Annotated in this window: 15 protein-coding genes; 7 read left to right on the forward strand and 8 right to left on the reverse strand. The window is 46.1% G+C overall.

Annotation, left to right across the window (positions count from 1 at the left end; genetic code table 11):
• Positions 1–113: 113 nt before the first annotated feature.
• Entirely contained in the window at positions 114–1,553 is a 1,440-nt protein-coding gene (locus MC7420_RS14395; RefSeq protein WP_198016461.1) for an NADH:flavin oxidoreductase, read from the reverse strand.
• A 534-nt stretch (positions 1,554–2,087) separates the two neighbouring features.
• Here MC7420_RS14395 and MC7420_RS14400 point away from each other — a divergent pair.
• Together MC7420_RS14400 and MC7420_RS14405 are read left to right on the forward strand one after the other, a co-directional pair.
• Positions 2,088–3,878: a peroxidase family protein gene (locus MC7420_RS14400; protein ID WP_044207222.1), complete on the forward strand. Its 1,791-nt coding sequence runs from the start codon at positions 2,088–2,090 to the stop codon at positions 3,876–3,878.
• A 345-nt stretch (positions 3,879–4,223) separates the two neighbouring features.
• Positions 4,224–5,159, forward strand: a complete 936-nt coding sequence (locus tag MC7420_RS14405) for a hypothetical protein (RefSeq protein ID WP_044207225.1) — start codon at positions 4,224–4,226, stop codon at positions 5,157–5,159.
• Here the strand turns inward: MC7420_RS14405 and MC7420_RS14410 are convergent.
• Positions 5,153–5,860, reverse strand: a complete 708-nt coding sequence (locus MC7420_RS14410; protein WP_044207228.1) for a YdcF family protein — start codon at positions 5,858–5,860, stop codon at positions 5,153–5,155. The two genes, MC7420_RS14405 and MC7420_RS14410, sit on opposite strands and share 7 nt — an antisense overlap.
• A 252-nt stretch (positions 5,861–6,112) precedes the next feature.
• Here MC7420_RS14410 and ctpB point away from each other — a divergent pair, with 252 nt between their 5' ends.
• Complete coding sequence (gene ctpB / locus MC7420_RS14415; protein WP_006101123.1) at positions 6,113–7,435, forward strand: carboxyl-terminal processing protease CtpB; 1,323 nt, start codon at positions 6,113–6,115, stop codon at positions 7,433–7,435.
• A 716-nt stretch (positions 7,436–8,151) separates the two neighbouring features.
• Here ctpB and MC7420_RS14420 read toward each other — a convergent pair.
• The 4 genes from MC7420_RS14420 to MC7420_RS14435 form a co-directional block, all read right to left on the reverse strand.
• Positions 8,152–9,015, reverse strand: a complete 864-nt coding sequence (locus MC7420_RS14420; protein WP_044207328.1) for an ABC transporter permease — start codon at positions 9,013–9,015, stop codon at positions 8,152–8,154.
• A 118-nt stretch (positions 9,016–9,133) separates the two neighbouring features.
• Positions 9,134–10,249 carry an ABC transporter substrate-binding protein gene (locus MC7420_RS14425; RefSeq protein WP_006101075.1) on the reverse strand — a complete coding sequence of 372 codons (1,116 nt, stop codon included), beginning with the start codon at positions 10,247–10,249 and terminating at the stop codon, positions 9,134–9,136.
• Between the two features lie 237 nt (positions 10,250–10,486).
• A complete protein-coding gene (locus MC7420_RS14430) occupies positions 10,487–10,894 on the reverse strand; it encodes a hypothetical protein (protein ID WP_044207232.1) in 408 nt (135 codons plus the stop codon).
• 5 nt (positions 10,895–10,899) lie between these two features.
• Positions 10,900–12,033, reverse strand: coding sequence for an ABC transporter ATP-binding protein (locus MC7420_RS14435; protein ID WP_006101203.1), 1,134 nt, complete (start codon positions 12,031–12,033; stop codon positions 10,900–10,902).
• Between the two features lie 303 nt (positions 12,034–12,336).
• Between MC7420_RS14435 and mrdA the strand changes: the two genes are divergently transcribed.
• The gene (mrdA, locus tag MC7420_RS14440) at positions 12,337–14,130 is read left to right on the forward strand and encodes a penicillin-binding protein 2 (RefSeq protein WP_006101282.1); all 1,794 of its coding nucleotides are present in this window, start codon (positions 12,337–12,339) and stop codon (positions 14,128–14,130) included.
• A 201-nt stretch (positions 14,131–14,331) separates the two neighbouring features.
• On the forward strand, positions 14,332–15,303 hold the full coding sequence (locus MC7420_RS14445; protein ID WP_006101227.1) for a GAF domain-containing protein: 972 nt from the start codon (positions 14,332–14,334) through the stop codon (positions 15,301–15,303).
• Between the two features lie 23 nt (positions 15,304–15,326).
• Here the strand turns inward: MC7420_RS14445 and MC7420_RS35205 are convergent, their stop codons facing one another.
• Both MC7420_RS35205 and MC7420_RS14455 read right to left on the reverse strand, forming a co-directional pair.
• Positions 15,327–15,854, reverse strand: coding sequence for a universal stress protein (locus MC7420_RS35205; protein ID WP_083799023.1), 528 nt, complete (start codon positions 15,852–15,854; stop codon positions 15,327–15,329).
• 252 nt (positions 15,855–16,106) lie between these two features.
• Complete coding sequence (locus tag MC7420_RS14455; protein ID WP_006101159.1) at positions 16,107–16,292, reverse strand: NblA/ycf18 family protein; 186 nt, start codon at positions 16,290–16,292, stop codon at positions 16,107–16,109.
• A gap of 617 nt (positions 16,293–16,909) precedes the next feature.
• Here MC7420_RS14455 and polA point away from each other — a divergent pair.
• Complete coding sequence (polA, locus tag MC7420_RS14460) at positions 16,910–19,864, forward strand: DNA polymerase I (protein WP_006101216.1); 2,955 nt, start codon at positions 16,910–16,912, stop codon at positions 19,862–19,864.
• A gap of 419 nt (positions 19,865–20,283) precedes the next feature.
• Entirely contained in the window at positions 20,284–20,775 is a 492-nt protein-coding gene (locus tag MC7420_RS14465) for an acyl-CoA thioesterase (RefSeq protein ID WP_006101147.1), read from the forward strand.

The raw sequence follows: 20,775 nt of genomic DNA on the forward strand, positions 1-20,775 counted from the left end.
TCTATTGCACCATTTTAGTTGGGTCACGCCATTAGAGGCAGTTAGTTTTCCCTATTATTCTTTGTTGTCACCCTAATGTTACTAAACCCGCCCACGCATCTCCTCTATTCCCGTCACCGAAACGGTGCAGGGTCAAACACAGTCATAATTTCTGCAATCATTTCATCTGAATTATTATAGCGACTTAACTCATAACAACCCAGGGGATTTTCTAAGGCATTAAGTAAACATTTATTGCAATACGTGCAAGGGCGTTCAGGCAAGTCTTTTCCTGCCTTAAACTGATGCACTAGGTCATTATTCGCCACCAAGGGACGGGCAATACTAACCGCATCACAGAAGTTCTCCTGAATAGTCCGACGAATATAGGACGCCTGTTGAAACCCGCCAGTACATATCACGGGAATATTTACCTGCTTTTTAATCTCAGCCGCGTGATTAAGGCTAACCCCCTGATATTTTTGTAGAAGTTCCTGCATCTGTTCAGAACTCACAAACCTCTGGAACGACTCGTTCAAAGCTTGCGCTTTTACCTCTAATCCCTGAATCGGTTGGTCTTGGGTCTGTTTCTGAACTCGATTCCATAAGAATAAGAAAATCGGATACAACAGGGGAAACCGAAATAATAAATAGTTGCGAAAGGTATGAATTCCACTGGATAACATCAAATCATACCAGCGCATCGCCTCGATGCGGGGAAATTCACCAGGAGGGTTCAAGGGATGAGGAAATATACTCCCCGTAGAAACATGAATGGCATCCACTCCAGCCGCTTCCATCCACTGACAGACTTGAATCGAATCCTCTAGGGTATTCCCTGGCTTTTCCCACGGAATCACGGCATTATTATACTCCACCGCACTAATCTTAGCTTGGAGGTGAAAGTCATCACCCACTTCCTGACGAATGGCTTTAATAATCTCCAACAAAAAGCGAGCGCGATTTTCTAATGATCCCCCATATTCATCGTTGCGGTCATTAATCCCAGAACTGAGAAATTGGGTAATTAAATAACCATTGGCACTATGCAGTTCCACGCCATCCAGTCCCGCCTCTCGCGCCCGTCTCGCCCCCGCCGCAAACGCCTGAACTGTTTCTTGAATCTCAGCCTTGGTCATGGCTTGGCATTCAAAACCATGAAACGATTCTGTGATACTGGTTGAACTGAGGGCTTTTAAATTAAGGTTTTCTACGCCACTCACATCCTGCTGACGCCCAGAATGGCTCAGTTGCATGATAAATTTACAGTCGTATTCATGCACCACCTCACCAAGTTTACGCCAGAATGGAATGCGGTCATCTCGGTCAATAGTGGCATAATTTGGCAGGATTCGTCCGCGAATTTGTACTGGCGTAAACGATGAAATAATTGCGCCGACGCCTCCCTGGGCAAACTTCTGTTCCCAATTGATTCGGACTTGGTTTCCGGAACCGTCATAGTTATCGAATCTGCCGGAAATATTCGACCGAAAGATGCGATTACTGACGGTGAGGTTTCGGAATGTTAGCGGTTGAAAAATGATATCGTTGTCATTTGTCATGTCATTTGTCATTCGTCATTTGTAATAGCTTGAGGCTTGTTAACATAACTTCATAAGGTTGAGTTTATTTCCACCAACCTACTTATGTTGGCATTTCCGGACTTGATTCGTAGCTATGCCTTTTTGTCAGATGGCGACAAAAATCCAGAATATTCTAATTTTTTGATTATGGCAAATCCTGAAAAAAATGGCGAGTTATTTTAAGTTTTGTTAAAAATATCCCGATTTTGTGGCGAATGGGCTGAGGGGTGTTAGCACCATAAGATAAGTAGGTAGGGACAAGGAATTCTTACTTAGCAAGGTTTTCAGCTCTATTAGTTTTCACAAATCATTAAGACTAGCAATCCATTACTACCCCGGTTGCCCCAACGTTCTAGGATTGAACAAAAATTGGTATAAATTGGGGAGAGTTGAGATTAATTCAGGAAATTTGCTGAAAGGGCTTGTCGGAAATAAGATAGAGATTTACTATGAATAGTATTGATTTTAGTCCCGATTGCGGACAGAATTGTTAAATATTGTATCCAAATAAAAGGAATTAACACCATGACTAAATCATCTAAATCAGGTCGAGGTCAGCAAAAACCTTGGCATCAATTCCCCGTTCCCCTGGCATTAGTCAAGTTATTTAAGTTTCGGAACCGACTGCGGGAAGAAAATCTACATGATACCGCAAAATTACCGACCCAAGGTGAGGGGACACAACCAACACCTAGTCCAGATAGTGACCATCTCAAGATTCGCACAGCCGACGGGAGTTTTAATGACCTGGAACAGCCAGAAATGGGTCGGGCGGGTTCCCGTTTTGGACGCAATGTTCCCCTCCAATATACTCACCCTGACCAAAAGAATTTACTCGAACCCAATCCCCGCACAATTAGCCGCCAACTACTGACGCGGGATGAATTTGTACCCGCTAGCACCTTAAACCTACATGCCGCCTCTTGGATTCAATTTCAAACCCATGACTGGTTCGCCCATGGGGGTACATTTGACCAGAAATTTGAGATTCCTCTCGAAGCAGACGATCCCTGGCCCCAAGAATATCGACCGCTAGAAGTAGGCGCAACCTTACCCGACTCAACCCGTCCCGACGAAGATACCAAAAATCCGCCTACCTTTCTTAACCGAGTTACTCACTGGTGGGATGCGTCGCAAATTTATGGCAGTGATCAGGAAACCATTGATAAGCTGCGGACTCATGGCGATGGCAAGCTAATTATCGGTGACGATAACTTATTACCCATCAACCCTGAAAATGGTGTCGATCTCGTTGGTTTTGATGAGAACTGGTGGGTGGGATTGACTATGTTACATACTCTATTTGTCAAAGAACACAATACGATTTGCGATCATCTCAAAAACGAATATCCCGACTGGACAGATGATGATCTGTTCAACCACGCCCGACTAATTAACGCCGCCTTACTCGCCAAAATCCACACCGTTGAATGGACGCCTGCAATCTTAGGACATCCAGCTTTAGAAATTGCTATGAAGGCTAACTGGTGGGGATTATTAGGTCCACATGTCAAACGCTTGTTTGGGCGCATTGGAGAGGGGGAACTCCTGAGTGGGATTGTCGGCTCAGCGACAGATCACCACACTGCCCCCTACTATCTCACCGAAGAATTTGTCTCCGTCTATCGGATGCATCCCTTAATGCCAGATGAGTTTGAATTTTACTCTCTCGACAATGGGGAATTGCGATTTACAGAAAATCTATTTGAAGTATCAGGAAATCGCAGTCGGAATCTAGTCGATAAAGTAGGTATGCCCGATTTATTCTACTCCTTTGGTATTACTCATCCTGGGGCGATTACCTTACATAACTATCCGCGTTTCCTACAGCAATTAGTCCGGGATAACGGCGAAGTCTTTGATTTAGCGGCTGTGGATATATTACGCGATCGCGAACGCGGCGTTCCCCGTTATAATCAATTCCGTGAACTCATTGGTCGTGAACGAGTCAAAACCTTTGAGGACATCACCGAGAACCCGCAATGGGCAAAGGAACTCCGGGACGTTTACAACAACGACATCAACAGCGTTGATTTAATGGTGGGTATGTTTGCCGAAAACCCGCCCGCCGGGTTTGGCTTCAGTGACACAGCTTTCCGTATCTTTATCCTAATGGCATCCCGCCGACTTAAGAGCGATCGCTTCTTCACCAAAGACTACACCGCCGAAGTCTACACTCAATGGGGTTTAGATTGGATTGACAACAACAGTATGTTAAGTGTCTTGCGCCGCCATTACCCCACCGTCAGCCCCGCTTTATTTGGTGTACAAAATGCCTTTGCTCCCTGGCGTAAAGTCGGTGTTTCGGGGTATTAATTGTTGAGATTGGGCAACAGGTAATAGTAACTAGCGAAGCGTTGCGGCGGAGGTGTGAGGGGTTACAACGCCCCTTATAGATCCCCCTCCCGTCTCCCTTCAAAAGGGGGAAACCATCGGATGCTTCGCTTTTTGTTCCATGGGGAGTATGGGTGGCTAGGACATCGGTCAAGAAACCGGGTTTCTCGTGAGGATGACCAATATCGACCTTTCACCCAAAGAAACCCGGTTTCTAGGAATACCAGAAAAAACTAATGAATTTAACCCATAAATTTGAGAGATCAAGGATGAAGTGTTAAGCAAAAATCACAATAAATCGACATACTTTTTCACCCAGTCACCTCCATGAAAAATCTACAAAAATTTTGGCATAATGCCCACAAGCTAGAACCGCTACCAAGCGACTATGAATCCTGGACGGCTGCAAAAAAGCAGGACTTGATTTGGCAGCAAAGAATTTTAGCATCCCGCTACGATACCCTACCGCCACTGAAAAAAATTGACGTGATCGGTTTATTTTTTACCTTTTTAAGCATCAAAATGGATCGCTTATCCGATGAAGCACCCCGCAAATGGAACAAAGCCATTCACGCCCACGCCAGTGTTGCTAAGGTTAAGTTGATCCCCACCCCGACTACTCAATTTACTGGTTTATTTAAAGGTGCTGACTACGGTCTTCTACGATTATCCCTCACCGGTGATCCCAGCGATCGCGGATTTGCTCCAGGGTTAGCCCTCAAGCTTTTGGTGGACGGTCAACCCTCGGAAAATGTCTCAGCATTGGTTTCCCTCACGGGTCAAGGCAATAACTATAATTTCTTTGCCAATGAATTGTCTAATATCGTTCCCGCAGAAAATGATTTAGGTCCTAAATTGATCAATTCAATCTTCCGCCGCGTCAGCAAATTTCCCCGAAAACTCTATTTGCAAGGCTTTGCCCGAATCGACCAAACGGGTCATCTAGAACCTGATCCCTTTTATCCCTATCGCCTTTTTCTCGTTCCCAATCCCACTATTCAATTTCCTGAAAATCAACCCCATGATTTCAGAGATGATCTTGCCACGATTCCGGCTGGAACCCGTTTATTTTCCCTCTATGCTGTTGTGCCCCAAAACGTAGGAGACGAAAATGCTGACCAGAAAGCTGACATCATAGACGAGCCAAGTTATCGCCAAAACGCCCAACTTATCGGACATCTGGAAACCACCTCGGAATTTGTGGCATCCTACTACGGTGATAGCCAGCTATTTTTTAGACATCAGCGCTTTGCCAATCAATAATCCAGCTTCAACCACCATTGATACTCACAATCAAAACCTGACTTTTGCCAAGCGTCTAAATCAACCTCAGTTAGGGGCGTAACCTCGGAACAGTGCGGCTGAATTCCCTGACTCAATAGCGCCCAAACTAGGCTGCGCGTCACATCCAATCCCGTTTTCCACCAGGATTCCTGATTCCCCGGAATTCCCTGTTCTTGCACCGTATCCACATCAACCCAAATCCCATTTGCTCCCAAAAGAATTTGCGCCATCCACCCCGCTCGTGGTAAATGGGTGGGAGAGGTAATTAACTGAACATGACGTACCCCCCACTGCCGTAAAATTGGAATCCCGAAGTAGAAATTACCAAACGTGGAATCCGCACATTTTTCTAACCAAACCTGACCCATGGGCGCGTTATACTTTTGGAATATGAGCAAAATACAGGGTTCATCAGAGCCTTGAGAAATCAAAATCGGAGTTTGGGGATGTTGCTTCACTAACTGAGCCACATAAACCTCCCGGCGAATACTTCCCCCTAAAACAAAGAATGTATCTACAGGTGAAGCGGCTCCTGCCGACAATCTGAAGATATTTGCAAGTAACCCTATACTAAGAATAACGACTAGGCTCAATAGCCCTAAGCCTAACCAGCGTAGTCGTTGCTTAGACAGTAGCCAACGCGCAACCCGTAGCCAATGGCGTGTTATCAATCGTCTCACTGAGGCTTACCACTTGATTCACTCTGACTGTCCGAGGCGAAGCCATTGTCTTCATCACCAGGACAATAGGTCAACTGGCACAAAATTTCTGGAAATTAGCCAGATAAGTTGAGTATAGTAGCAATAGACGGATTTGATGCCGCCAGAACCATGCTATCCCTACTCAGGGAATGCTAATTATTGCAGCTAACGACTGGGTACGCTTTGACTGTCCGCTTTAAACCAACCCATAGTCTGTTCGACGTATTTCCCATGAATCAATATTCTAAAACCTTCCCTTGGCTGAAAAGCATCCTCGTAACGGGTGCGATCGCAACAACAGCCACATTATCATGGTTAGCCCCAATTGGCAGTAATCGCTCCGTCTTTGCGGCGCTTGAGGATAGTCCCAAGACGGTTGTTGATGAAGTTTGGCAACTTGTTAATCAGGAATACGTTGATCCCTCGTTCAATCAAGTGGATTGGCAAGCGACCCGTCAGCAGCTACTCAACCGCAATTATACGTCTTCCGAACAAGCCTACAAAGCCATTCGCGACGCCCTAGAACCCATCGGTGATCCCTATACTCGCTTTTTAGAACCCGAACAATTCAAAGCGTTAACGGATCAAACAGCAGGTGAACTGTCTGGCGTCGGGATTCGCATGGGTGTGGATGAGAAAACCCAGAAGCTGGTTATTATTGAGCCGATTGAAAATTCACCGGCATTCAAAGCCGAACTTAAATCTGGAGACAAAATTATCGCCATTGATGGCAAATCCACTCAAGGGATGAGTGCGGAAGAAGCCTCGGCGTTAATTCGCGGCGAAGTTGGCTCATCCGTCACTCTAAAAATATCTCGTCAAGGGCAAAATCACTTTGATGTTACTTTAACCCGCGCTCAGATTGAGCTACCGTCTGTACACTATACCCTCAAGCAGGAAGGTCAGATGCGGGTGGGTTATATCAGCATTGATGAATTTAGTTCCCACGCACCAGAACAAATGCAACGGGCAATTCGCAATCTGAATAGCCAAGATGTGAATGGTTATGTTTTAGATTTGCGTGGTAATCCTGGTGGATTATTGTACGCCAGTATTGAAATTGCCCGGATGTGGCTCGATGAGGGTGAGATTGTCCACACTATTGATCGCAAAGGTGGAGAACAAAAGTTTTCTGCCAACCAAAGCGCACTAACTCAGCTTCCCCTAGTTGTTTTAGTTGATGGCTATTCAGCTAGCGCCAGTGAAATTCTAGCGGGTGCGCTGAAGGATAATAAACGGGCGAGGGTTGTCGGTTCGACGACGTTTGGTAAAGCTGTCGTGCAGTCTGTCCATTCTTTATCTGATGGTTCAGGTTTAGCGGTAACGATTTCCCGCTACTATCCTCCCAGTGGGATTGATATTAATCACAAAGGAATTAGCCCTGATGTGAAAATTGATTTAACTAGCGCTCAACAGCGGCGTTTGGTTACACAACCGATGTTACGTGCCACAATCGAAGATCCCCAATACAAGCAAGCACTTACGGTTCTCGAAAATACGGTGCTGGCAGAACGGGGTTTGAATCAACCTACTGAACCGATTAGTGTTCGGTAAACGTATAAGCTGTTGTTTATGACACAGGGCGGGTTTTGTTGAGAGGTTATCGGTAGATAACAAAATTAAACGGCTAAACCCGCCCCTACAATTGACAGACGTTCCGCCGACCTAAGCACCAAATTTTCTCTCGACTGAGCGCTCACGTCGAAGTCCGAGGTGTTGCCTATTCCACACCGAGCGTGTTACCGAGCGAAGCCGAGGTAAGTCGAGGTGTTCCCTATTGCCTCCCCTCACCACAAGACTTATTCAGCAGACCCTAATTATAATCATAATCAAATGGGTCTAACCAAAGAGATTAGACCCAAGTGATCGTTCTATTAGGACTTTTCAAGCCGTTGATTTTTCAGGTTTTAATCTGAGCTTACTAATGTTTACAAATTCCACAGGTTCACCGCTTATTGACCCGCATAAATGTGTCTTTCTGGACTTGAGTTGGGTTTCGGTTTTCACCGAATCTAACCCCTTAAGGCTACGCTAGGTTGGTTACTTCTGTGGCAGAGCCAAAGATTGGGGATGATCGTCATCACCTCTGACTCTTCCTTGGTTTTTCTCCAGTTATTGTCTCTGGAGGACGATCTCCATATTCAAAGTAACATGGTTCTCTCTGGCTGCCAAACAGTATTTACCAAAGTTTAGGAGTTGTTACAAATAGCAATTTTCTTGGGTAGAAAAGCGAAAACGTAGTGGCTGAATATTAGTCAACGAAGAACGAACTAGCGTTGCGGTTCCATATCCCCGTACTTAATTAAAAGCGCGATCGCAATACTCACGGCAAAAATTAACACCATACTCAGCGCTGAACCAAATCCCCAGTTTTGGGTTGCGCCCAGAAACTGGTTGTAAATGAGACGAGATACCGTCATGCTGGAAGCCCCCCCTAACAACTCCGGATCAACGAAATCCCCCAAAGCGGTAATAAACACCAGAATCGAACCCGCCGCAATACCGGAAAAGGTTTGGGGTATAGTTACCTTCCAGAACGTTTGCACCGGATTAGCACCCAAATCCGCCGCCGCTTCCAATAAACGCCGATCTAATTTCTCTAAGGACGCATAGAGAATCAATACCATGTACGGTAAATAACTATACGCCATACCAATTAATACCGCCGAACTGGTATTTAAGAGTTCCAACGCGGGTAAGCCAATCGAAGTTAAGATGCTATTGAGTACCCCGGTGGGTCGCAGAATCGTAATCCAGGCATAAGAGCGCAACAGGGAGGAGGTAAAATTGGGTAGGATAAACCCTAACAGGAGTAAATTCTGCCAGCGCTTCGGTGCCATCTGAGCAATCCAGTAGGCTACCGGAAACCCCAACACCAGACAAATCGCCATCGTACCTACTGCAAAAAACACGGATCGCCCCATCACCTGCAGATTGATTGGTTCAAAGACGCGCAGATAGTTATCCAGTCCCGACGGGTTCACAATATCCCCCGGTTTAATATCAGGAACCAAGCTCAACTCAAAGATGATCAGAGTGGGTAAAACCAACAATAAAAACAGCCACAGTCCAGCCGGTCCTAATAACGCCAAGGGTTCTAACCACTGGCGTCGAGAACGGGTGGGTTCTTCGATAAATGAGGATTCAGCCTTATGATCTGTGGCTGCGGGATTGGGTAAGGAGGTGGGGGAAACTTTTTTGTCGGTAGACACGGTATAAGTATTAATTATGAATTATTGACATAGCCAGCATTTAAGAGCTGGTCAATTTCGTCCAATAGCGGTCATAGACGGCTTCAACTTCTCCTAATGGTTCCAAATTTTCGCACCGTTCCAGGGCTTCTTCTGGAGGAAATAGACTGGTATCATTTTTCAGGTCAGGCGGTAAAAGATTATAAGCAGCTTTATTGGGCGTCGCAAAACTTAGGCGTTCCACGATGCGTGCGGCGACATCTGGCTGCAACATAAAATTAATCCAAGCATAAGCGCCCTCGACATTGGGAGCGGTTTTGGGAATGGCTAGGGTATCAATCCAGAGAGAGGAGCCACTTTCTGGAAGCACATAGCGTAAATCTTCATTTTCTGGCATGATTTCCGTGGCATCGGACGAATAACACATGGCAATCTTTAAATCTCCACTGAGAATCTGGGGACGCCAAGCATCAGATGTAAAAGACGCGATCGCAGGTTTTAAGTCCATCAGGGCTTGATATGCCGCTTGAATATGTTCCACGTTGGTGGAATTGTAAGAATATCCCAACTTTTTCAACGCCGCACCCATAACTTCTCGCACATCATTGACCAACGTCATCCGTTTTGCCAACTGCTGCTGATACACCCACAGATAATCCCAATCCTCTGGCGGGGGTTGGACTTGCTGGGTATTGTAAACCAAGCCGGTAGTTCCCCAACTGACAGGAACAGAGTGGCGATTCCCCGGATCATAGTCGGCTTGCTGAAAACGGGGAAACAACCGATACATACCCTCGATGCGGGGTTGGTCGAGTTCTAGCAACATCCCCATATTGATCATCTTTTGCACCATGTACTCCGAAGGATAAATGATGCTATAAGCGCCCCCACCACCCGCTTGCAATCGAGCCAGCATTGCTTCATTAGAATCATAGACATCCGCGATCGCTCTGATCCCGGTTTCTTCCTCAAAGCGGTCTAACAAATCTTGGTCAGTATAGCCAGCCCAAGTGTAAATGTATAACAGATTAGCATCATCTTGACTCCCCGCCGCCGGACGCACATTCGCCAGTCTCCAGCCACACCCTGACAGCGCTAGCCAGGGTAAGGTTGAAGCCGCCGCTTGTAAAAACTGACGGCGGTTTGGTCGTTTTCGGGATCTTGGCTGATTAGTCATTGGTCATTGGTCATTGGTCATTGGTCATTGGTCATTGGTCATTGGTCATTGCTTTAACGCTATTAGCAACCAGTCATTAATAGTCATTGGTCAACAACCAAGGACAACTAAGAATTCCCTATTCCCTGTGACACACCGAGCGTGTTACCGAGCGAAGCCGAGGTAAGTCGAGGTGTTCCCTGTTCCCTAACGAAGGACAAAGGACAAAGGACAAAGGACAAAGGACGAACAACAACTTTAGCAATAGCGGACAGATTGTTCTAGGGGTAAAGGTTCCCCAGTTTCGGCATCGGTGTTGTGACAGGCAAACATGACCTTGGGGGGAAGTTTTTCAAATTCCAGATCATTCCCCGTCCCTTGCAGAACATAGCCGCGTAATTCTTTAATGGGTAACTGGGTAAATTCGTCAATATCCGGCGTAAACGAACGCAGGATCAACGAACCATGAGGTTGACACCCCCCCAAAAGTTTGGCGACAAAGAATTCCTTGATATCCAAATCTGTTCCATACGTTACCTTATGTCCCTGACGATTAAGGTCAATGGCAAACGACTCTCCATCACTATTGAGGAACGTCGCGATCGCACTCGAGTTACAGTGCGACTCCAATTCGGCTAAAAACAACCTGACTCCTGATGATGCCATAGTAATTACTCCTCTAACGCGATACAATCGGTCGTTGCCCAACGGGCGTACACTGAGGTATGGGGTTCGGGTAGCTTGTTCATAGCATTATTCGGCAGCATAACCGTCAGGCGATCGCCGGTTAGGAGTTCCACGACCAAGTGAACGTGAGTTCCCAGATACATAACATGTTTGAGACGACCTTCAAAGCAATTCACGGTTGAGTTGGGTGGTGAAAGACTCAAGCGAATTTTCTCCGGACGCACGCTAACCACCATTTCCTTAGAGTTACTCGCCCATTCTTTGGCGTCAGGGGATTGCACAACCATTTCCAAACCGCTGGACGTGATAATTTGTAGCGTAGAAGAATCAGCAGCGTGCAGGCGACCCTTAAACAGATTCGTATCACCGATAAAATTAGCCACAAAGGGGGTACGGGGACGTTCGTAGATTTCAGTGGGGTTGCCCACTTGTTCAATCTTCCCCGCCTCCATCACGGCAATCCGATCAGACAGGCTCAAGGCTTCTTCTTGGTCGTGGGTCACCATAATAAACGTTAACCCCAAATCCTGATGCAAGTTGGAGAGTTCCACCTGCATTTCTTTGCGAAGCTTAAAATCTAACGCCCCCAAGGGTTCATCCAACAATAGAACAGTAGGACGATTCACCAAGGCTCGTGCTAATGCTACCCGTTGTTGTTGTCCTCCAGACAGTTGAGCGGGAAATCGATTGCTATAAGTTTCCATTTGCACCTGTTTGAGGGCTTGTTTGACTCGCTCCTCAACGTCTGTCCCCTTGAGCTTTTTCAGTCGCAACCCGAAGGCGACATTTTCCGCAACCGTCAGGTGATTGAATAAAGCATAACTTTGAAATACTGTATTGACAGGTCGGCGGTGAGGAGGTATGTGATTCATGGGTTGCCCTTGAATCAAAACCTCACCTGCAGACGGAGACTCAAATCCTGCCACTAAGCGCAGGGTAGTCGTTTTACCGCAACCCGATGGACCGAGAATACTAAAAAATTCTCCCCGTCGGATCTTCAAGTCAATTCCCCGAACCGCTGTCTCGCCATTGAAAACCTTGAAAACCTTGCGGAGTTCAACATCAAGCTCAGCCGTAGCATCCGGAGCGCGTTGGTCTTTAACGGAAGGTTGAAACATAATAATTCATTCACTAGCGCAAAGTCGCCCTGATTTAACCAATGAAACCCGATCCAATGTGAATTCGTTAATCCTTTTTTTTATACTTGGGTCTATTTTATCTGTCTACTAACCTGGCGGGGTGGCTTCAAAGAATTGACCCGCTAAAAATGCATTCGAGGAAAGGATGCGCTATTATTTCACCTTGATGCGACTGGGTTAACGACCTAGTTTGGCACAGATAAGCCACTTCTGTGAAAAAAGCGTCACAATCAACACTAGACTGAGTACAAACTACTAAAGAGAGTTGAGAAGCCGTTTACTATGACCGTGATTCAGCCCTATTCCGGAGGTCGCCAAACGACACCCCGTACCGTTGGACGCAATTACCAATCGGTCATTGTCATGCTGATTGTCAGTTTGTTCCTAGTCGGGGCAATGGGTTCTCGTTTGGCGTACTTACAGTTGGTTCAGGGAGAACGTAACCGACAACTGGCTGAAAATAACCGGATTCGGCTGGTGCCGAAGCAACCAGTGCGGGGCAATATTTTCGACCGCAAGGGCAAAGTGCTTGCCAGCTCTCGCTTGTCTCATTCAGTGTTCTTATGGCCCGTGGCGCTGAAAAAAGATGAATGGCCCCAAACGCGCCAACGTCTATCCCAACTGTTAGATCTTCCCGAAGATGAGATTCAAAAACGAGTCGAACGGGCTGGCTTTGATTCACCCTCGCTGATCCGAATTGAACGGGGGCTTTCACCTGCCCAAATCACCGCTTTACAGGAGTATAGCCATCAACTGGATGGCATTGAGGTGGATATCGAAGCGGTAAGGGACTATCCCAATGGGGATGTAGGTGCTCACGTTTTGGGATATACTGGGGAACTGAATGATCAAGAACTAGGACAACGTCGCGCTGAAGGGTATCGCATGGGCGATGTTGCTGGGAAGATGGGGGTTGAAGAAGCCTTTGAACCAACCCTGCGAGGAGAATGGGGCGGTCAGCAAGTGGAGGTCGATGGTGCAGGTCGAGTTCTGAGGATTCTGGGTGAGAAAGAGGCAAAATCAGGTAAAGACCTGCAAATTACCCTTGATTTAAAGACCCAGAAGGCAGCCGAAGCCGCATTGGGCAATCAAAAGGGTGCGATTGTCGCCCTTGATCCCAGAAATGGAGCGGTTTTAGCCATGGTTAGCCGCCCTACATTCGATCCCAACATTTTCTCAAGCCGGATTACTCCAGATATGTGGAAGCAATTGCAAGGGAAAGGAAATCCCTTTGTCAATCGGGCGATGCGCGGATTTCCCCCGGCGAGTACGTTTAAGGTGGTGACCCAAACAGCGGGTATGGAGTCAGGGAAATTTGGACCAGGTACCGTGTTGCCCACCTTTGCCGCCCTGAATGTTGGGGGTACATCCTTTGGCGAATGGAACCGTGCCGGTTTTGGCCCGTTGGGATACCAGCAAGCTATGGCGTGGAGTAGTAATACGTTTCATGGTCAAATTGGCAAAGGGGTAGGTGGACCGACTCTGATTAAATGGGCAAGGAACTATGGATTTGGTCAACCCACGGGAATTGAGTTGTCTGAAGAAGCTGCCGGTTTGATTGCGGATGATACCTGGAAGCGAGAGCGCTTCAACTGGGAATGGACAGTGGGAGATACCGTGAATATGTCCATTGGTCAGGGATTTACTCAGGCAACACCCCTGCAAGTGGCAGTCATGTTTGCTGTTCCGGCTAATGGTGGCTATCGAGTTAAACCGCATTTACATAAGGACAATGAGGCGTTAAGCAATTGGCGGGTGTCAATGGAAATGAAGCCTTCAACGATAGAGACACTACGTAAGGGATTACGAGCGGTGGTTGATGGTGGTACGGGACAAGTGTTAAATGTGCCTCATCTACCGCCGGTAGCTGGAAAGAGTGGCACAGCCGAAGCGCCACCTGGAAAGCCTCACGCCTGGTTTGGTGCCTTTGCGCCATTCGATAAACCCGAGATTGTCGTGGTCGCTTTTGCTGAACATTCCGGTGGTGGTGGCGGTTCCGTAGCTGCACCGATGGTTAAGCAGGTGTTGGAAGCTTACTTTGATGCCAAGTCCCCGGACGAGGCAAAGGAAAAGTAGGTAGGGCTGGGGAAGCTGGGGAAGCTGGGGGAGTTGTGAGTTAACTCACAACTCTACCTTATCCTGTTCCCTGTTCCCTGACGAATGATAAAGGTGTACTAAGACAAATATCGTATTCAGATTACGTTAATTGGCTGATGCTAGCTCCGGGAAAGTTATTGTATCCTTAAAGTAGAATTCCGCTACTCCTGTATGATGTCGATGTCAAAAACATTGAGTGTGCATCCTAAATATATCCAAGCTGTCGAACAAGCTTGGAGATATAAGAGTAACGGACAAGAGCAAGAGCTAGCTGAACAGCTAGGTCGATCGCTACCTATTGTAATTAATAATCTTTTTCTCAAAGGTCAGCCAGTTAATCGGCTGAACTTTCTGCAAATTTGTCAGCTATTAGGACTGGATTGGCGAGAAGTGGCTGGCTTGGAGGGACAAGAATCATCGCTCACCTCTTTATCTTCTGTAGCCTTTAATTCGGGTGAGAATCAAATTAACTCCTATTTTTCCGTCGAAAAAGATACGGTAGATAAAGCGTTACAGGATTTGGTACGCACTCTTTGTGAAATGTTAGGTCGTATCACTCGTAAAGCTGGAGACTTGCTGAGTGCTGATCGCGCCAGCATCTTTTTGATCGATCAGCACAAGAAGGAAGTTGGTTCTTTAATCGCTGAGGATGGAAAAGGGGGGTCTTTAATCATTGATATCCCCATGAACAAGGGAATTGTTGGTTTAGCTGCCCACTCGTCCAACATGATCAATATTCCCTTTGATGTCTACGACGACCCCCGTTCAGAACAAGCGAAGAAAACGGATCAAAAAACAGGGTATCGCACTTATACTATCCTGGCGTGGCCCCTGTTGAATCGCCAAAAAGAGGTTGTTGCTGTTGCCCAATTTATCAACAAGCTCAAACCTCATTCAAACCCTCACGAAGACTTATCGCAGCGAATTGACAAAAAGGGCTTTACTTCAGAAGATGAATTCGTTTTTGCGAAATTTTCCCCATCAATTATGGGTATTTTAGGCAAATGTCAGCTCTGCCATCAACTGGCGCACAAACTTCAAGCGAAGCAACAAATTACCAGAGGTGGTGTTGTCTTGAGAGAAGAGGAGTTGATTGCTGAACTCAGGCAGCGAGCGCAACAGCTACGGCAGGGCTTCGCTAAGCCAGTATAGCAGAAGTTCCCTGACCAATCAATTTAACTCGGTGGTGGAAAGAAAAGAACGGGATGCCAACTACGCCGCATTAATTCCCCAGCAAAGCTACGGATAGGCAATTCAATAATACTGCCGATTGTTTCAGAGGAAACCGCGATCGCGCTGATGTCAAACACTGTCGCCGCATCTAAAACTTCCAGATAAGGATTACCGACTCGGACTTCTGTCTTAACTTGTAAACCCAGCGCTTCTAAGTCAGCTTTAATCTGCTTCAGCTTTTCCTGTGCTACTTGGACTTGTTGCTCCTTGGAAACAGGTTTACGTCCCACTTCTTCAATCACCCACATTAACAAGCACTCAGAGAGTGAGTGATCCGGGCGCTTTTGAGCATAAGCTTTCACCTTTTGCAACAGATACTCCGACGCCTTACCGCCGTTATAAGGAATCAGAAAATAGCGGAATAAATGTTGACAGCGCAGCTCGAGTTCTTCACAGGTATAAGTCGAAACCAGTTGGGGACGCAGCTTTATTCCTAGATGAGGACAAGAATATTCTTGCTTAATTGTAATAAATCATTGTTGAGCTAATCACTTCAGCCAGTTCGCTACACTCTCTTGTCACTCGTGTGGCGTTGTGTGTTTCAGAGAATGAAGTATTCGAGCCAATCAATCCAACGCTTGATGACGCATTACTTACAACTTATTCCATTCCGACCGAAGCCTTACTAGAGTTGACGCCCCAGCATCCCCAGCCCCTTTCCACCGTAGGAACCGAGCAAGAGACGGAGGTCGCCCACTACATAGGGACCACTGCTCGTACTTTTAACTGGGTTCTAGACCCCATTCATGTTTGAGAAACTCCTTGTACATATTTTCACGCATGATCATTTGCTCGTAGAGCTTAACCAGAAAGTCTTGAGCTTGCTCACGGCTCATTTTCTGCACCTGGGTTTCAAACGAGCGGATATTAAATTGTTGTTCTAGGGAAAGTTGCATGGGTTGGGACATGGTTATCTCCTTGAATGCTAGAAAAAATGGACGTTCAGATGACACAAGCCTGCATTTGGCAAGGGGCCAGGTTCTGTGAACGGGTCAACCGTTCCCAAGCTATATTAAAAACTGTAACAATTATTTGACAAATTGCCTATACCTCCAAATGAAGACTTCTATTAAATCCAAAGGTGGAGAACCGTTACAGTTACATAAAACGGACTCAAAGCTACCCACAAGTGGACAACTTTGCCGCTTACTGCCTTTACTTCCTGCTTCATCCTGACAGTGACGGCACTTGAACAGTCCACAGGCTCTCCCCCACCTAACTGGCGGCGTACTCCAAACTGAGGCGTTCGGAAAAGTTGCCGCTCTTGGATTGAGGCAGTTGTATCAGCTTGTTCCTAGAGCAAACTGCTCAAGCTGAACAGTTGCTTGAGTATATTTACCGAAAATCAGCAAACTGTGACATCATTGCTATACCGGGTTTAAACGGCTCTAATTCTTACGAGAAAACCAATATCGTCCCAATGAGTAATTGGTCAATTTTCGACTTGGGGTTGACTCGCGATTCATCCCACATCTCTCTACGAGTAGGGCAGGGGGCTTCTGGTTGATTAAGCTAAAATGAGCCTATGTCTCAATCAACGCCTGTGTCTAATTCTTCTCCCTCTGCCGATTCAACAACGGCAGAAAAACCACTATTTATTCTGGTTGACGGTCATTCTCTCGCGTTTCGTTCCTATTACGCCTTCGCCAAAGGACGAGATGGGGGACTGCGAACCAAAAGTGGAATACCCACCAGTGTGTGTTTTGGCTTTCTCAAATCCTTGTTAGAGGTGATCAGTTCCCAGCAACCTCAGGCGATGGCGGTGACGTTTGACCTAGAATTGCCCACGTTTCGCCACAAAGCTGACGATACCTATAAAGCCGATAGACCGGAAACACCGGAAGACTTTATCCCGGATTTGCAGAATCTCAAAGAATTGCTGACGGCGTTGAATTTACCCGTATTGGCGGTTCCGGGCTATGAGGCTGATGATGTTTTAGCCACCTTGGCACATCGGGCGACTGATGAAGGGTATCAGGTAAAAATTTTAACCGGCGATCGCGACCTATTTCAACTCATCGATCCACAAAAGTCAATTACAGTTCTCTATCTCAGCCATAAGGCATTAAAAAGCGGCAGTTCCACTGGACTGGAAGAATATAGCACCCAAGGGGTAAAAAATAAACTGGGTATTACACCCGAACAGGTGGTGGATTACAAAGCCCTTTGTGGCGATAAATCCGATAATATTCCCGGAGTGAGGGGAATTGGCGAAAAAACGGCGGTTAAGTTACTGAATGATTTTGGTTCCCTAGAAGGGATTTATGCATCTCTCGATCAGATTAAAGGTGCGGTAAAAACGAAACTGGAAACCGGAAAGCAAGACGCTGAACATTCTAAGTACTTAGCGCAATTGGCATTTGATGCACCTGTGGATGTGGAATTAAAGGCGGGCAAGTTAGAGGGGTTTGATACCTCTGTACTTAAGCCTTTCTTACAAAAACTGGAATTCGAGTTTTTCTTAAAGAAAATTGACGAAATTCAGCAGCGTTTTGGTGGAAACGTGGTGGAAGATACAGGGACAGAATCAGACCCCTCGGTTGAAGACAATAGTCCTGATCTGTCTTTCTGGACAGCCGATGAAACAGAAGACTATCAGAAACAAGCGGCAGCCAGTTGTCCAATTCAACCTAGAATTATTGATACAAAAGATAAATTAGACCAACTGGTCGATATTTTGGAAAACTGTACGAACATAGAAACTCCAGTGGCTTGGGATACAGAAACCAGTGATTTGAAGCCACGGAACGCCGAACTGGTGGGTATTGGTTGCTGTTGGGGACTTGAAGCAACAGATACTGCTTATATCCCGATCGCCCATAACCAGGGTCAGAATTTAGACCAACAGACCGTTCTAGAAGCACTGCGTCCTATTTTAGAGCGCGATCGCTATCCCAAAGTGCTACAAAATGTAAAGTTTGATCGTCTGGTGTTGCGGACTCAGGGGATTAAACTAGCTGGGGTAGTCATGGATACGATGCTAGCCAGTTATGTCCTCAATCCAGATAATAGTCATAACCTCAATAGCTTAACGGAGCGCTACTTCCCCCAAATTCAGCTAAAAAGCTACAAAGACTTAAAGATTCCCAAAGGAAAAACCATTGCTGAATTGAGTAGCAAAACAGTGGCAAATTACTGTGGGATGCAAGTTTATGCCACGTTTAAACTAGTGCCAAAACTGCGAGAAAAACTGGAGGCAATTCCAGCGATAGAAAAGTTGTTGCTGGAAGTTGAACAACCTCTAGAACCTGTGTTAGCCCAGATGGAATATCAAGGAATTCGTATTGATACGGCTTATCTCAAAGAACTCTCGGAATCTCTAGAAAAGAAACTCGTAGACATTGAACAGAACGCTTACAAGCAAGCCGGAGAAGAATTTAATTTAGGATCTCCAAAACAGTTAAGTGAATTACTGTTTGAAAAACTGAATCTCGACCGCCGCAAGTCGCGCAAAATGAAAACAGGGTACTCCACGGATCATGCCACATTGGAAAAGCTACAAGGGGATCATCCGGTTATTGATACCATTCTCGAACACCGCACCCTCTCTAAGTTAAAATCCACTTATGTTGATGCTTTGCCGAAACTGGTTCATAAAGATACCCAACGCATACATACTGATTTTAATCAAACCATAACCAGCACGGGGCGTCTATCCTCATCGAATCCTAATTTACAGAATATTCCGATTCGGACGGCGTTTAGTCGCCAAATTCGCAAAGCATTTTTACCGGAATCGGGTTGGTTATTAGTATCCGCAGACTATTCCCAAATTGAGTTACGGATTTTAGCACATCTGAGTCAAGAACCCGTACTGGTGGAAACCTACCGGAATAATCAGGATATTCACGCAGTAACGGCTAAATTATTGTTTGAAAAAGAAACCGTAACACCAGAGGAACGGCGATTGGGTAAAACGATTAACTTTGGCGTGATTTACGGTATGGGACCCCAGCGATTTGCTAGGGAAGCGGGGGTATCGGCGGCAGAAGGAAAGGAGTTTATTGACCGATTGAAGCAGCGTTATCCCAAAGTATTCGGGTATTTGGAGCAAATGAAAGGGGACGCGATCGCGAAGGGTTATGTTGAGACGATTTTAGGACGCCGCCGTTACTTTGAGTTCAATAGCAACAGACTGCGCGATGCTAAAGGTAAAAATCCCCAAGAGATTGATCTTGACGAATTCAAGGGAATTGGTCAATATGACTCTGGGTTGCTCCGAGCTGCTGCCAATGCTCCGATTCAAGGATCTAGTGCTGATATTATCAAAATTGCTATGGTAAAAATGCATGAAGTTTTACAGGATTACCAGGCGCGATTACTGTTACAAGTTCATGATGAATTAGTCTTTGAAGTTCCACCGGATGAATGGGAGGAGTTGCAACCAAAAATTCGAGAGACGATGGAATCAGCAGTTGAGTTGACTGTACCGTTAGTGGTAGATGTGAGTGAAGGGGAAAATTGGATGGAAGCGAAGTAGAAACAAGGCTTTTTGAAGGCAGGAGGCAGAAGTTATATCGTATTGTAGGGGCGGGTTTAGCCGTTTAATTGGCGGGTATACCGATAACTGATCAACAAAACCCGCCCTCTTGTCGTTTAGATTTGAGCCAAATGACAAATGACAAATGACAATAAATTGAGTTTGCTTTGTCGGTGACTCTTTTGTGAATTTTTGTTTCCCCCAGAGTTAGTTCAAGGGTTAGCGAGGAGGGCGTCCACGGAAAACAGATCAGGATACATAGTATGGAAACTCAAAAAAACAGGACACTAACAAACTGTAAAACTAAGCTATTGTTCTAAATCAAATTTAGATGTGTCGGTTATTCCCGCTTGCAGTTTACGGGTACTCCTGTGTTATCTAGGTAGTGAAACAGGTACGTTCTTGCTTAGTTGAATAATATGTCTGACAATTCTCAATCTTCGGCTCAACTTCCACCCACCAGCGCCATCCAAAGTCATTCTTTAACCGCCACAACCGAACACTGGTTTGAATATCCGGTGCGGGCACATCCTCACCACAGTGATTATGCAGGCGTGGTTTGGCATGGTAATTATATAACCTGGATGGAAGAAGCACGGGTAGAATGCTTACGATCTATCGGCATCGAATATGCTGAATTAGTGGCGATGGGATGTGAATTACCCGTGGTTGACCTCTCTGTGCGTTATCACCGTCCGCTTCGTATGGGTCAAACCGCTATTGTCAAAACCCGGATGACGGATATGGACGGCGTTCGCATCTATTGGGATTACCAGATTCAATCGCCTGATAGTAAAGAACTCTATGTAACCGGTCGGGTGACGTTAGTGGCTGTTGACCGGGAGAAAGGCAAGATTCTGCGACAATTGCCGTCAGCCGTCAAAGATGCACTTGTAAAGCTTTCCCTTTAA

The sequence above is a fragment of the Coleofasciculus chthonoplastes PCC 7420 genome (assembly GCF_000155555.1).
Classification (GTDB): Bacteria; Cyanobacteriota; Cyanobacteriia; order Cyanobacteriales; family Coleofasciculaceae; genus Coleofasciculus; species Coleofasciculus chthonoplastes_A.